13 protein-coding genes are annotated in these 12,146 nt (G+C 70.7%); 5 read left to right on the top strand and 8 right to left on the bottom strand.

Features of this window, described 5'->3' with window-relative positions; translation table 11 throughout:
- Positions 1 to 103: 103 nt before the first annotated feature.
- The gene (locus tag D892_RS0134975; protein WP_024805712.1) at positions 104 to 1,237 is read left to right on the top strand and encodes a cytochrome P450; all 1,134 of its coding nucleotides are present in this window, start codon (positions 104 to 106) and stop codon (positions 1,235 to 1,237) included.
- Between the two features lie 33 nt (positions 1,238 to 1,270).
- Here the strand turns inward: D892_RS0134975 and D892_RS0134970 are convergent, their stop codons facing one another.
- Entirely contained in the window at positions 1,271 to 1,816 is a 546-nt protein-coding gene (locus tag D892_RS0134970; RefSeq protein WP_024805711.1) for an ArsI/CadI family heavy metal resistance metalloenzyme, read from the bottom strand.
- A gap of 133 nt (positions 1,817 to 1,949) precedes the next feature.
- Between D892_RS0134970 and D892_RS0134965 the strand changes: the two genes are divergently transcribed.
- Complete coding sequence (locus tag D892_RS0134965) at positions 1,950 to 2,309, top strand: Rv2640c family ArsR-like transcriptional regulator (RefSeq protein ID WP_024805710.1); 360 nt, start codon at positions 1,950 to 1,952, stop codon at positions 2,307 to 2,309.
- An 18-nt stretch (positions 2,310 to 2,327) separates the two neighbouring features.
- Here D892_RS0134965 and mftE read toward each other — a convergent pair whose 3' ends face one another.
- From mftE to mftA, 7 genes are all read right to left on the bottom strand, one after another.
- A complete protein-coding gene (gene mftE, locus D892_RS0134960; protein WP_024805709.1) occupies positions 2,328 to 2,996 on the bottom strand; it encodes a mycofactocin biosynthesis peptidyl-dipeptidase MftE in 669 nt (222 codons plus the stop codon).
- A complete protein-coding gene (gene mftF, locus D892_RS0134955; RefSeq protein WP_024805708.1) occupies positions 2,993 to 4,324 on the bottom strand; it encodes a mycofactocin biosynthesis glycosyltransferase MftF in 1,332 nt (443 codons plus the stop codon). Before mftF ends, mftE begins: the two co-directional genes overlap by 4 nt.
- A 759-nt stretch (positions 4,325 to 5,083) precedes the next feature.
- Complete coding sequence (locus D892_RS0134950; RefSeq protein WP_024805707.1) at positions 5,084 to 5,872, bottom strand: mycofactocin-coupled SDR family oxidoreductase; 789 nt, start codon at positions 5,870 to 5,872, stop codon at positions 5,084 to 5,086.
- Positions 5,873 to 7,045 carry a pre-mycofactocin synthase MftD gene (gene mftD, locus D892_RS0134945; RefSeq protein ID WP_024805706.1) on the bottom strand — a complete coding sequence of 391 codons (1,173 nt, stop codon included), beginning with the start codon at positions 7,043 to 7,045 and terminating at the stop codon, positions 5,873 to 5,875.
- Positions 7,046 to 7,073: 28 nt separating this feature from the next.
- Positions 7,074 to 8,306: a mycofactocin radical SAM maturase gene (mftC, locus tag D892_RS0134940; protein ID WP_024805705.1), complete on the bottom strand. Its 1,233-nt coding sequence runs from the start codon at positions 8,304 to 8,306 to the stop codon at positions 7,074 to 7,076.
- Positions 8,303 to 8,599, bottom strand: a complete 297-nt coding sequence (gene mftB, locus D892_RS0134935) for a mycofactocin biosynthesis chaperone MftB (RefSeq protein WP_024805704.1) — start codon at positions 8,597 to 8,599, stop codon at positions 8,303 to 8,305. Before mftB ends, mftC begins: the two co-directional genes overlap by 4 nt.
- The gene (gene mftA, locus D892_RS0134930) at positions 8,589 to 8,699 is read right to left on the bottom strand and encodes a mycofactocin precursor MftA (RefSeq protein WP_024805703.1); all 111 of its coding nucleotides are present in this window, start codon (positions 8,697 to 8,699) and stop codon (positions 8,589 to 8,591) included. The genes mftB and mftA overlap by 11 nt, the downstream gene beginning before the upstream one ends.
- A gap of 77 nt (positions 8,700 to 8,776) precedes the next feature.
- On the opposite strand from mftA, the gene mftR reads away from it, so the two are divergent.
- The 3 genes from mftR (at position 8,777) to D892_RS42875 (ending at position 11,881) form a co-directional block, all read left to right on the top strand.
- Positions 8,777 to 9,382, top strand: a complete 606-nt coding sequence (gene mftR / locus D892_RS0134925) for a mycofactocin system transcriptional regulator (RefSeq protein WP_036570961.1) — start codon at positions 8,777 to 8,779, stop codon at positions 9,380 to 9,382.
- Positions 9,383 to 9,539: 157 nt separating this feature from the next.
- Positions 9,540 to 10,283, top strand: coding sequence for a FadR/GntR family transcriptional regulator (locus D892_RS0134920; RefSeq protein ID WP_024805701.1), 744 nt, complete (start codon positions 9,540 to 9,542; stop codon positions 10,281 to 10,283).
- Between the two features lie 365 nt (positions 10,284 to 10,648).
- Positions 10,649 to 11,881: an acyl-CoA desaturase gene (locus tag D892_RS42875; protein WP_024805700.1), complete on the top strand. Its 1,233-nt coding sequence runs from the start codon at positions 10,649 to 10,651 to the stop codon at positions 11,879 to 11,881.
- Positions 11,882 to 12,146 lie beyond the last annotated feature (265 nt).

Genomic DNA, 12,146 nt, shown 5'->3' with positions numbered 1-12,146 from the left:
AGCACGCCCGCTTCGGCACGGATCGCCCGTCGATGCCGAGGGGCCCCGAGTTCCGCTGTACAGTCCCGAGTTCGCCGCCGATCCGCACCGCGTATACGGCGAGATGCGGCGGCGGTTCGGTGCGCTGGCGCCGGTCGAGCTGGCGCCCGGAGTTCCGGCGACGCTCGTGATCGGCTATCGCACGGCGGTGCGAATCCTGCACGACCCCGACCACTTTCCGGCCGACCCGCGCACCTGGCAGCAGAGCGTCCCGCCGGATTCGCCCGTGCTGCCGATGATGGAGTGGCACCCCGCCGCCCGCTACTGCACGGGTACGACGCACGCCCGCTATCGGGAGGCCTCCCAGGCGGCGATCGACGCGGTCGACCTGCATGCCCTGCATCTGACGATCGAGCAGATCGCCCTCTCGCTGATCAACGCCTTCTGCCAGGAGGGCGCCGCCGACCTGGTCGGCCAGTACGCGTTCCCGATCGCCTTCGAAGCCCTCAACTGGATGGTGGGATGTTCGCCGGAGATCGGGCAGCGGGTCGCGACCGGGATGGCCGCGCGGTTCGACACGGTCGGGGCGGCCCGCGGCATGGAGATGCTGAAAGAGGCGCTGCTGGAACTGGTTCGGCTCAAACGCGCGGAACCCGGCGCCGATATGACGTCGCAGCTCATCCATCACCCGGCCGCGCTCGACGATCACGAACTGCTCGCCCAGCTGATGAGTTTCTACGGCGCGGGCATCGAGGCGCAGCGCAATCTGATCACGAATACCGTGCGGCTGATGCTCACCGACGCCCGGTTCGGGGGCGACATGCTCAGCGGCAGCATGCCGACCCGCGACGCGCTCGACGAGGTCCTGTTCAGCGACCCGCCGATGGCGAACTTCTGCACGACGTATCCGCGCCAGCCGATCCTCATCGAGGACACCTGGCTGCCCGCGCACCAGCCGGTCGTGGTGAGCCTCGCCGGCTGCAACAACGACCCCGCGATCGCCGGCGGCGACCGCAGCGGAAACCGCTCGCACCTGGCCTGGAGCGCCGGCCCGCACGCCTGCCCGGCGAAATCCCCCGCCTACCTGGTGGTGCAGGACGCCATCGACCAGTTGCTCGACGTCCTGCCCGAGATGCGGCTGGCCGTGCCGCCGGAGGAGCTGGGCTGGCGGCCCGGGCCGTTCCACCGATCGCTCAGGGCGCTGCCGGTCGTCTTCGAGAAATGCCCGCCGGTCAACACCGATCCGCACGGGTTCTAGCCGTAGCGCCCGGGCCGCCCCGGCGACGCGGGATCAGCGGCAGCAGTCCGCGCCGGACGCGACGGCCCGTGCCCGCGCGGCGGGTTCGCAACAGGCGGAGTCGGCGGTGTCCCGGGTTCCGCCGGACGCATTGTCGCCGGCGGCCTCTCCGGGCGTGCCGCAGCATGCCTGTACCGCTTCGGCGTCCCCGAGTTCCGGTGCGGTGCCGAAGGATTCGCTGTCGGCGAGGACGGTGTACACCTCCCAGCGCTCCTCGTCGGCGCCGGTGACCCACACCTTGTCCTGGGTGGCGAAACAGCACGTGGTCGCGATCTGCTCCTCGGTGAACAGGCCCGCCTCGGACAGTCGCGCGATCTCGCCGTGCACCCGCTCGGAACTGTCGACCTCGACGCCGAGATGGTTGACGCTGCCGCCCTGGCCGGGATTCTCGATGAGCACCAGTTTGAGCGGTGGTTCGGCGAGGGCGAAGTTGGCGTAGCCGGGCTTGCGCTTGGCGGGCTCGGCGGCGAACAACGTCGAATAGAAAGTCACGGCCCGGTCGAGGTCGTCGACGTTGAGGGCCAGCTGGATTCGGGACATGGTGAAACTCCTTGCCGTCGTCCCGGCGCGGTTCCGGCCGGGATCCATTGATTTGACATATGTCGAAGAGTTGGTGTCGCCGAGTCTGCCCACCTTTTCGACATATGTCAATAATCCGGGTACTGTCGATCACATGCCCAAGGCGTTGCCCGTGATCGACATGTCGGCCCCCGTCTGCTGTGCCCCGGTGGCGGCCGGTCCGGTGGACGATGCCGCCGCCCTCGAGGTCGCCTTGCGCCTCAAGGCAATTGCCGACCCGGAGCGGGTGAAGCTGATGTCGCTCCTGCTGACGAGCGCCGACGGCGAGGAGAACAGCGGCGACCTCGCCGCGGCGGTCGGCCTGGCCGAATCGACGGTCAGCCACCACCTGTCCCAGCTGCGCAAGGCCGGCCTGGTCGATTCCGAACGCCGCGGCATGCACACCTACCATCGCGCCCGCCGAGACGCCCTCACCGCCCTCTGCGTAGTCCTCGACCCCAACTGCTGCCGCTGACCCCGCGGGTGTTGGCGGTCAGAACCGTTCCGCGACAGCGGCTACCAGGGATTCCGTCCAGCGCTCCAGGATCTTCTCGCCTTCGGCGGGGTCGGCCTGGGTCGGGTCGCCCAGGACTCCGTTGGGGCTCACGGCGGATACCCCGCGTTCGCGGAGTGCCGGCATGATCTCGGAGAGGGGGCGGGTGTTTCCGGGGGAGGCCGTGCTCAGGTCGATGCTGTCGTCGAGGCACAGCATGACCGAGGTTTCGGTGTGCCCGGCGTGGCTGTCGCCGGCGGAGCCGGTGGGGGACCAGATCAGGGGCGGGCGCTGTTCGGCGGTCAGGAGGCGCTGGGCGGAGCGCAGGGCCTGGAGATTTCCGCCGTGCCCGTTGACCAGGACGACGCCGGCGAAATCGTCGGCGGAGCGGACGAGTTCGACGAGGAGGAGTTCGAGCGCACGGTGACCGATCGACAGGGTGCCCGGGAAGCCGGCGTGCTCGCCGCTGGCGCCGTACGGAATCGCCGGTGCGACAACGATATCCGGGCATCGTTCGGCCAGCCGGCGGCACAGTTCGGCGGCGACGGCGGTGTCGGTGCGCAGGGGCAGATGCGGGCCGTGCTGTTCGGTGGCGCCGAGCGGTACGGCGAGTACCGTCCGGCCGATCCGGTCGGCGAACTCGGGTGATCGCAGGTCGCCGAGGTTCATCGTGCTGCTCGGCGGTGCGGGCCTACGGCGGGCAGTAGCGGCTCCGCGCTCCGATGGCGCAGGCAGCCGGCCCAGACGCCGGCTCCGTAGGCCAGGTCGTCGAGCAGGCGCAGCACCGTCCATCGCACACCGCCACGAATCAGGCCCGCCGCGGCGATCGGTGCGAACGACAGGGCCACGAATCGCCTTGTGCGGCGGTGCACGAGGGCCGGCGCCCACCACAGCGTGCGCACGGCGACGCCCAGCCGACCGGCGAACCGGAGCTGCGCGGTCGCCGCGACACCGGCGGCGTCCGGTAGCGGAATACCGCTGCGTCGCAACCGCATTGCGGACTGCCCACCGGCGACGGCCGCGGCGGCGAGCGCCAGGCCGGGTTTTCCGGCCGAGGCCAAGGCGCACTGGGCGAGGAAGGGCCGGGGGATCCGCGCACAGGCGAGCATGCCGGGATGGCGCACCGCCAGCGGTGCGGCCGAGGTGCCGTAGTCGAAGCGCTGCCGCAGCCACCCGCCGAGCGTCGGCCTGGTTTCGTGCCGGACGATCGAATCGGGTTGGTACCGAACGGAGAACCCGGCATCGATGAGCCGCCAGACCAGATCGACGTCCTCGCCGAAGCGGAGTCGTTCGTCGAAGCCGCCCACCGCCTCGAGCGCCTCGCGACGTATCACCAGCGCCGCACTGGGCACGTAGCGGACCTGCCCGTCGGGCCGGACGTCGGCGGGATCGCCACCCATATCCAGACTTCCGCGATCGGCCTCGTACCGCCCGATGACACCCCGGCCGGTCGACACGATGCGCGGTGCCACCGCCGCCACGCCGGAATCGCCGAACAACGGCAGGATGTTGTCGAGCCACCCGTCGTCGGGGACGGTATCCGAGTCGAGGAAGGCCACCAGCGCAGTCCCGGCCACCCGCCATCCGGTATTGCGGGCGGCCGCCGGTCCCCGCGAAACCTCATGACGGACAGAGCTTTCCGCTACGGGCACGGCCGACCCGTCGTCCACGACCACGCCCGCCCCCACCTCGTGCACCCGCGACAGCAGCCGCTCCAGTCCCGGCCGGTTGTCCTTCACGGGAACGACGACGGTCACGTCGCCCGGCCCGAACGAGCTACCCTCCGCCACCGGATGAGCGATCCCGGCCTCCACCATCCGCCGCAACAGCGCCCGCTCGGACCGATGTTCCCCGACCACCGCCCCCGCGGCCCATTCCCCGAGCCGCCGCGCCCCGGCACCACTCAACCGAACCACCCGCATCGGCGACCCACCGAGAACCACACGCCCATCATCGAATCGACGCACCCGCCGATCCAGCCGCACCCGAGTAGTCACGGCAGCCACCTCCCGGCTTGTACGAGAATGCCGGTGGGTCCGGCGGGCTCGGGGGCGCTCCGCCGGATGGTTCGGCGGAACCGGTGAGCAAGCCGGACCCGAGCAGTCACAGCAGCCTCCTCTCGGCTGGTACGAGAATGCCGCTGAACTCGGTGAACGCAGGGGCTCCCGGCCGGATGGCTCGGCGGAACCGGCGACGAACTGCACCCGAACAGTCACGGCAGCCACCGCCCGACCTGTACGACGAGGTCGGTGACCCCGGCGAACTCGGGCACACACGGCCCGGCGGTACCGCCGGTCGAGCCGCATCCGGGTCGTCATGGCAGCCATCTGCCGGCTTGTGCGACGCTGCCGGTGGACTCGGGCGCGCAGTCGGATGGCTCGGTGGAACCGGCGGTAGGGCGGTACCCGAGTCATACTGGGAACCAACAATAGTCGGCTTGCACGGCAGAGCTTGTGGCAGTCGAGCCGGCATGCGGCAGTGTCTACGGCCGTGACGTGTTGCCGTTGCGGCGCGGCGGTCGAGCGGTATGCCCGTCGCCGGACCGGCGTCGGCCGGTACGACAGTGCTGACGGCCATGGCGGTACCCGGGGGCGGCAGCTCCGAGTTTCGGCGCATCGGGCGATCGGATTGTCCGCGAGTCGTGATGGCAGAAGTTCGTGGGCGGTGTGCGCGACAGTGCCTGTGGCTGTGCAGGATTCCGGGCCCGCCGGTCCGGGGCTTCGGTGCCGCAAGGCGATCCACGAGCCTCTGCGTCGTCATGACAGGAACCCGCCGTCGGCCTGGACGACGGTGCCGGTCACGGCGGCGGATTCGGGGGAGCACAGCCAGGTTATGGCGGCCGCTACCTCCTCGGGTTCGAGAATGCGGTCCAGCAGTTGGTGTTCGGCGAATTCGTCGGCGTCGGCGAGGTCGTAGAGGCGGGCGGTTTCGGCCAGCAGGTCGGTACGGGTGGAACCCGGGGAGACCGCCGTGGCGGTGATTCCGGTGCCGCGCAGGTCGTGGGCCAGGCCCTTGATCAGGCCGACCACCGCGTGTTTGGCGGAGTTGTAGCCGGACAGGTGCCACATGCCGTGGTGTGCGGCGGCCGAGGCCACCCCGACGAAGCGGCCGGTGCGCGGTTCCGGCCGGCGCAGCATGACCGGGATCGCGGCGCGCGCGAGGTTGGCCATGCCGTGCACGCCGATATCGAACATCGGCGCCCAGTCGGCCGTGGTGGTCTCCCACAGCGGCCGGCCGCCGGTCATCACCGCGGCGGCCGCCACCGCGGCGTCCAGTCCGCCGAAGGTGTCATGGGCGAGAGCCACTGCCGCACCGAGGCTTTCGGCATCCCGGACGTCGGCGACGACATCGACGACCGCGCCGCCGTACGGTGCGGCGACCGATGTCAGTTGCGCCCGGGTGCCGAGCGGGTAGCCGAGGTCCGGGTCGTCGCGGCAGAGGTCGACGGCGACCACCCGCCATCCCGTGGCGGCGAGCCGGTGCACCGTGGCGGCGCCGATGCCGCGCGCCGCGCCGGTGACCACCGCGACCGGTCCGCCGTCCATTCACATGCCCCGGGTGAAACCGTCCGGCACCAGGACGTCCTCGGGCGTCAGATCGTGCACCGACGCGCGGCCCAGCCCGTAGAGGGCCGAGTCGATGCCCTGGCGCAGCACCTCCAGGACGTTGTGCACGCCGCGATCACCGGCGGCGGCCATACCCCACAGGTAGGGCCGGCCGATCATGACGGCCTTGGCGCCGAGCGCGAGCGCCTTGACCACGTCGCCGCCGCGTCGGACACCACCGTCGAGCAAAACCTCGATCTGGTCGCCGACCGCGCCCGCGACGCTGGGCAGCATGCGGATCGTGGCCGGGGTCGTATCGAGGTTGTTACCACCGTGATTGGATACCGAGAGGGCGGTGGCGCCGATATCGACGGCCCGCTTGGCGTCGTCGGGGCGGCCGATTCCCTTGAGCAGGAACGGCCCGTCCCACTGCTGCCGCAGCCAGGCCAGATCGTCCCAGGTGGGCGGCGGGGTGCCCATCCATTCGCCGTAGGCGCCGAAGAACGTCGGCCCCTGCTCGCCCCGGGGCACGAGGTTCGGGGTGGTCAGATCCGGCAGCTTCCCGGTGCGGGCGTAGCGCAGGAACCAGCCGGGCCGGAGCATGACCTGCGGCGCGAACTTCGCCGCGGTCTTCACATCGATGCGTTCGGGCAGCGCGGGGCTGCCCCAGTCGCGGGCGGTGGCGAAAACCCAGTCGAGCGTGACGATCAGGCCCTTCGCGCCGCCGGCGCGGGCCCGCTCCAGCCGGGCGAGCATGGCGTCCTTGTCGCCGAGCCAGTAGACCTGGAAGAAGGTCTTCTCGTTGGCGGCGACGACGTCCTCGATCGGCTTGGACCCGAACGACGACAACCCCAGCGCGGTGCCCGACATCGCCGCGCCGCGCGCCACCCCGACCTCGCCGTCCGGGTCGACGGCCTGCACGCCCGTGGGCGAGCAGATCACCGGCATCGAAAGCTCTTGCCCCAGAACGGTGGTCGACAGATCCCGGGTCGCGGGCAGATCGGCGATATGCGGCCGCAGCCCGAGTTCGGCGAAGGCGGCGGCATTGTCGTCGAGCGTCGCGCCGGCCTCCGATCCGGCCAGCAGGGCCAGATACACCGCCTTCGGGACGCGCTTCTTCGCACGCCGCTGTGCCTCGGCGACCGATTCGAACCAGTCACGTGTACTTGCCATGAGAATCCTTGTCGGGGAGGGGATCCGGTCAGCGCAGCCCGGCGAGCGGGCTGGTGTCGCAGGCGCGGTCCGGGGCGGTGGTGCGGCCGGGCGCCGCGGGCATGCCCAGCGCGACCGCGCGGCGCGGCGCGGTGCCGGATTTGCGGCTCGCCGCGGTGTCGGATTTGCGGCTCGCCGCGGTGGAGCGGGAGTGGTCCTTGTCCGGCTGGGGGCGGGCGCCGGCGGTGCTGAGCGCGAGTTCGCCGTTGCCGCGCACACATTCGGGGTCGGGACCGTCGAGGGGGAGGCCGGTGAAGAATTTCGCGGCCATGCAGCCACCCTGACAGGCGTCGTAGGCCGAGCAGGAGGCGCAGGCGCCGCCGGTCTGCGGCTGCCGCAGCCGGTCGAACAACTCCGATGCGCGCCAGACGGTTTCGAAGCCGCCGGTGTCACGCACGTTCCCGGCGAGGAACTCGTCGTGGATGGCGAACGGGCAGGCGTAGACGTCGCCGACCGGGTCGACCAGGCACACCACCCGCCCGGCGCCGCACAGGTTCAGCCCGGCCAGGGGAGTGGAGCCCAGCGCGTTGAGGTGGAAGAACGAGTCGCCGGTCAGCACGCCCTCGCCGTTGGCGACCAGCCAGTCGTAGATCGTCAGCTGCTGGTCGGTGGTCGGGTGCAGCTCGGACCAGACGTCGGCGCCGCGGCCGGACGGGCGCAGCCGGGTGATGCGCAGCTGCGCGCCGAAGCGGTCGGCGATGGCCTTGAACTCGTCGAGCTGATCGACGTTGTGCCGGGTCATCACGACCGAAATCTTGAAGTTCTCGAAGCCGGCGTCGGCGAGGTTCTGCATGGCGCGCATCGCGGTGTCGAACGAGCCGGGTCCGCGGACGGCGTCGTTCACCTCGGCGGTGGCGCCGTCGATGGAGATCTGCACGTCGACGTAGTCGGTGGCGGCCAGCTTGCGGGCCCGTTCGGGGGTGAGCCGGATTCCGTTGGTGGAGAACTTGACTCCGACGTGGTGGGCGACGGCGTAGTCGAGCAGCTCCCAGAAGTCGCTGCGGACGGTGGGTTCGCCGCCGCCGATGTTGACGTAGAAGACCTGCATGCGCTCGAGGTCGTCGATGAACGCCTTGCATTCCTCGGTCGACAGCTCGCGCGGGTCGCGGCGGCCCGACGAGGACAGGCAGTGCTCGCAGGCCAGGTTGCACGCGTAGGTGAGTTCCCAGGTCAGGCAGATCGGCGCGTCCAGGCCGTGTTTGAAGTGTTCGACGAGTTTCATCGGGGATCCTGTTCGTCGGTGCGCGGCTGGATGGTGCCGGCGTCGAGCAGGCCGGCCAGCGCGGTCAGGTAGCGGCCGTGTTGGTCGTCCGGCACCCCCGCGGCCGCCAGGGCGGCGGCCGCGTCGGGTTGGTTCTCCAGCTCTCGCACCACGGTCACCAGCTGCGGCGTCTTCAGAAACGACAGGCGGCGGGTGGTGAAGTCGTAGACCAGCGCCCCGAAGGGCTCCGGCCGTAGCGAGATCGAGGGCGCGAGCGCGTAGGAACCGGCCGGATCGAAGGCGTCAGTAGACACCGCACATGCCATCGATCGAGACCTCCTCGACGAGCAGGTCGTCCTCGACCAGCGCGGCGTCGTCGGAGACTACTGTCTGGCTGGTGACGGATTCGTTCATGATCGCTCCTCCGGGGTGTGATCGGGAAACAGGGTGTGAACGGCATCATAATGGCACTGGGTGACAAAAAGGAAGGGGTGACTTCCGGGCAATCGCCGGGCGTGCGCGGCCGGGCCGGTCGCAGGCCCTCGACCAGCCCCGTCGAGTTGGAGCGCGCCGCGTTCGAGCTGTTCGAGCGGGACGGGTTCGACGAGACCACCGTCGAGGGCATCGCCGCGGCGGTGGGCGTGAGCAAGCGGACGTTCTTCCGCTACTTCGAGTCGAAGAACGACGTCGTCTGGGGCAGCTTCACCGAGCAGTTGCAGGCCATGCGCGAGCTGTTCGCGCGGTGCCCGCCGGAGCAGCCGGTCATGGACGCCGTGCGCACCGTCGTGGTCGAGTTCAACCGCTTCGATCCCGCGCAGGTGCCGTGGCATCGCAAGCGGATGGAGCTGATCCTGAAAGTACCCGCGCTGCAAGCGCATTCGACATTGCGCTATCGGGAGTGGCGCGATGTGGTGGCCGAGTTCGCCGCCGCCCGGCTGGGCGTGGCGGCGAACGAGCTGCGCCCGCAGGTGATTTCGCACTGTGCGCTGGGCGTCGCCGTGGCCGGTTACGAACACTGGCTCGACCGCCCCGGCGAGGATCTGGCCGACGTACTCGACCGCGCGATGAGCGGCCTGAACTCGGGATTCGCGCTCTGAGCCACCGCGGCGGTTCGTGGTCGGGCCCGGGCGGTGGCGGGCGCCCGGCGTCGACCGGTATCGGAGCGTGGGTGCGGAAAGTGGTTAGCCTCGCTTGCTAATGTGCGCATTGTTCGAATAGAACGTAGACTGCCGCCATGAACAGTGGGGTGGCCCGGTGAGCGGAGCCAGGCCGGGGACGCGCCGGCGGCTCGGCGAGGTGCGCTCGGAGAAGCTGTCGGAACTCATCGCCCGCCAGGTGCTGCACGACATCGGCGATCAGCAGCTGCCGCCCGGGGCGCAACTGCCCGCGGAGAGCGCGATGTGCGAGCGGTTCAACGTCGGCAAGGCGTCGGTCCGCGAGGCCATGCGCATCCTGGAGATCAACGGCCTCATCTCGATCCGCACCGGCAGCGGCGGCGGGCCCGTCGTCGGCAGCACCGACGGCCGGGGCTACGGCAGCATGTCCACCCTGCACTTCCAATCCCTCGGCGCCACCCTGCGGGATCTGCTGAACGCCCGGGTGACGCTGGAGCCGACGCTGGCGGCCCAGGCCGCGGCCCGGCCGGGTCCCGAGGCGGGTGCGGCGCTGCGCGGCTTCCTGGGGAGTTCGCTCCAGGCCGGCTCCGGCACCGAGCATTCCGACTTCCATGCCGTGCTCTGCGCGGCCGGCGGCAATCCGATCCTCGCCCTGACCGCTCGGGCGCTGCGGGATATCTGGGCGGTCCGGATGGAGGCCGTGATGTTGCCGGAAGATCGGCGCGAGGGCGTCGGGCTCGACCGTCGGCGGATCACCGAGGCCGTCGAGAACCACGACGCCGGCGAGGCCGAGCGGCTGATGCGCGAGCATCTGGAGTCCTACCGCGACTACTGCGAACAGAATTGTCAGCAGGTCCTCGGCGACGTCGTCGAGTGGTGGTGACGTGCCGGGTTCGCGGGGTGACTAGGGGGTTCGGCCGGCGCTCGTCGGCCCCGGCGACGGCGGGCCGGGTAGGCTCGCGGTAGTTCGGCGGCACGCCGGAGCCGGCGGCTCGGGAACGCCGGTGTCCAGGGTTTGCGGGACCGTTGGGTTGCAGTAGTTTTCGAACGGATCGTCACGCGGTTGTGTCGTCGATCGGTGTCTTCGTTCACTCGGCAGATGTGTCGGTGTGCCAGGCTGGCATACCGGCCGTGCATTCGCGAGCGCCGATCGTCGGCAGGGCACGGCGCAGGGCGGACAGGTTCCGGGCGACTGGTGCGACCCCGGGCAACGACTATCGGAGCAGGACGGGCAGGCCGTGCGTGGCAATGGACAACTGGGACAACTCGATCGGGCGGGTCGCGCTGCGATCCGGCACCGTGCAGCGCGTGCCGCCGGCGATCGGGCCGCCGGTGGCCACTGAGCCGGCGGTGGTAGTGGGGTCGGCCGTGGTAGCGGGGTCGCCGGTGGTCGCCGAGCCGGAGGTGGTCGCCGAGTCGCCGGCGCACACCGGGCCGCCGGTGGTGCGCGGCAGCGAGTACGCGATGCTGATGCGCCGGGTGCGGCAGGCCGGACTGCTGGAGCGGCGGGTGCGCTACTACGTCTGGGTGGCCGGGTTCGCGGCGGCCGCCTGGCTGGCCGGGTGGGTGGCGTTCGTCCTGGTGGGCGACTCGTGGTGGCAGCTGGCGGTCGCCGTGGCGCTCGCGGTGGTCTTCCCGCAGTTCGCCTTTCTCGGCCACGATGCCGGGCATCGGCAGATCTTTCGCACCCGCCGGGCCAACCACCTGTTCGGGCTGATCGCCGGCAATCTCGCCATCGGGGTGAGCATCGGCTGGTGGACCAGCAATCACAACCGGCACCACGCCCACCCCAACACCGAGGACGCCGACCCCGACATCATGGGTGTGCTGGCGCATTCCGACGGCCGGGCCCGCGCCGGGCGGGGCCTGCGGCGGCTGATCTTCCGGTATCAGGCGTGGCTGTTCTTCCCGATGCTGCTGCTGGAGGGATGGAGCCTGCACGGCGCGAGCGCCAAGGCCGTGGCGTCCTGGGACATCCGGGATCGCTTCTGGGAGGGCGCGCTGCTGGGCGCCCACGCGCTCGGCTACCTGATCGTGGTGTTCGGGGTGCTGTCGCCGGTCAAGGCGGTGGTATTCATCGCCGTGCAGCAGGGCCTGTTCGGGCTCTACATGGGCTGTACCTTCGCACCCAACCACAAGGGGATGGCGGTGCTGACCCCCGGCGAGTCCGCCGATTTCCTGCGCCGGCAGGTGCTCACCTCCCGCAACGTGCGCGGCGGCCGGTTCACCGATATCGCGCTGGGCGGCTTGAACTATCAGATCGAACACCATCTGTTCCCGGCGATGCCGCGGCCCAGCCTGCGCCGGGCGCGGCCGCTGGTGGCGCGGTTCTGCGCCGAGCGGGGCGTGCCGTACTGCGAGACCGGCCTGCTGGATTCCTACTCCCAGGCGCTGCGTCACCTGAACGCCGTCGGCAAGGCCACCTGGCCGGCCGAGCCGGAGCCGGTGGCAGCCGGTGCGCCGAAACAACCTGGCGCATAACCGAAGACGACCTCCCTCGATCGGGTCGTAGCACCGCGACCGGCCATAGTCGTTCCGTCGCAGGCCGTTTCGTCGGCGTTCGATATACGGTGTCGGCGTCGGATATTCGGTACCGACGGTGGGCCTGCCGTCCGCGCAGTGCGGGACGGCATCCGTTCAGCGGCCCGGCCGCGCCGGCCGTGATCCCGCAGGAGCAACCGGTCGCGAACCGCCGGGCCGGTGTCGCCGGACTCGGCCGCCGCGTGCCGGGAAAGCGGTGGGGCGC

The sequence above is a fragment of the Nocardia sp. BMG51109 genome, assembly GCF_000526215.1.
Lineage (GTDB): Bacteria > Actinomycetota > Actinomycetes > Mycobacteriales > Mycobacteriaceae > Nocardia.
The sequence above is the reverse complement of the archived record's forward strand: the minus strand, read 5'-3'. Positions and strand labels throughout refer to the sequence as shown.

Bases quoted from the DNA above. Each gene is read 5' to 3' on its own strand.
- mftA (WP_024805703.1), bottom strand. From the start codon at position 8,699: ATGAACGAATCCGTCACCAGCCAGACAGTAGTCTCCGACGACGCCGCG.
- D892_RS0134975 (WP_024805712.1), top strand. From the start codon at position 104: ATGCGGCGGCGGTTCGGTGCGCTGGCGCCGGTCGAGCTGGCGCCCGGA.
- D892_RS42875 (WP_024805700.1), top strand. From the start codon at position 10,649: ATGGACAACTGGGACAACTCGATCGGGCGGGTCGCGCTGCGATCCGGC.
- D892_RS0134965 (WP_024805710.1), top strand. From the start codon at position 1,950: ATGCCCAAGGCGTTGCCCGTGATCGACATGTCGGCCCCCGTCTGCTGT.
- mftC (WP_024805705.1), bottom strand. From the start codon at position 8,306: ATGAAACTCGTCGAACACTTCAAACACGGCCTGGACGCGCCGATCTGC.
- D892_RS0134970 (WP_024805711.1), bottom strand. From the start codon at position 1,816: ATGTCCCGAATCCAGCTGGCCCTCAACGTCGACGACCTCGACCGGGCC.
- mftE (WP_024805709.1), bottom strand. From the start codon at position 2,996: ATGAACCTCGGCGACCTGCGATCACCCGAGTTCGCCGACCGGATCGGC.
- mftD (WP_024805706.1), bottom strand. From the start codon at position 7,045: ATGGCAAGTACACGTGACTGGTTCGAATCGGTCGCCGAGGCACAGCGG.
- D892_RS0134950 (WP_024805707.1), bottom strand. From the start codon at position 5,872: ATGGACGGCGGACCGGTCGCGGTGGTCACCGGCGCGGCGCGCGGCATC.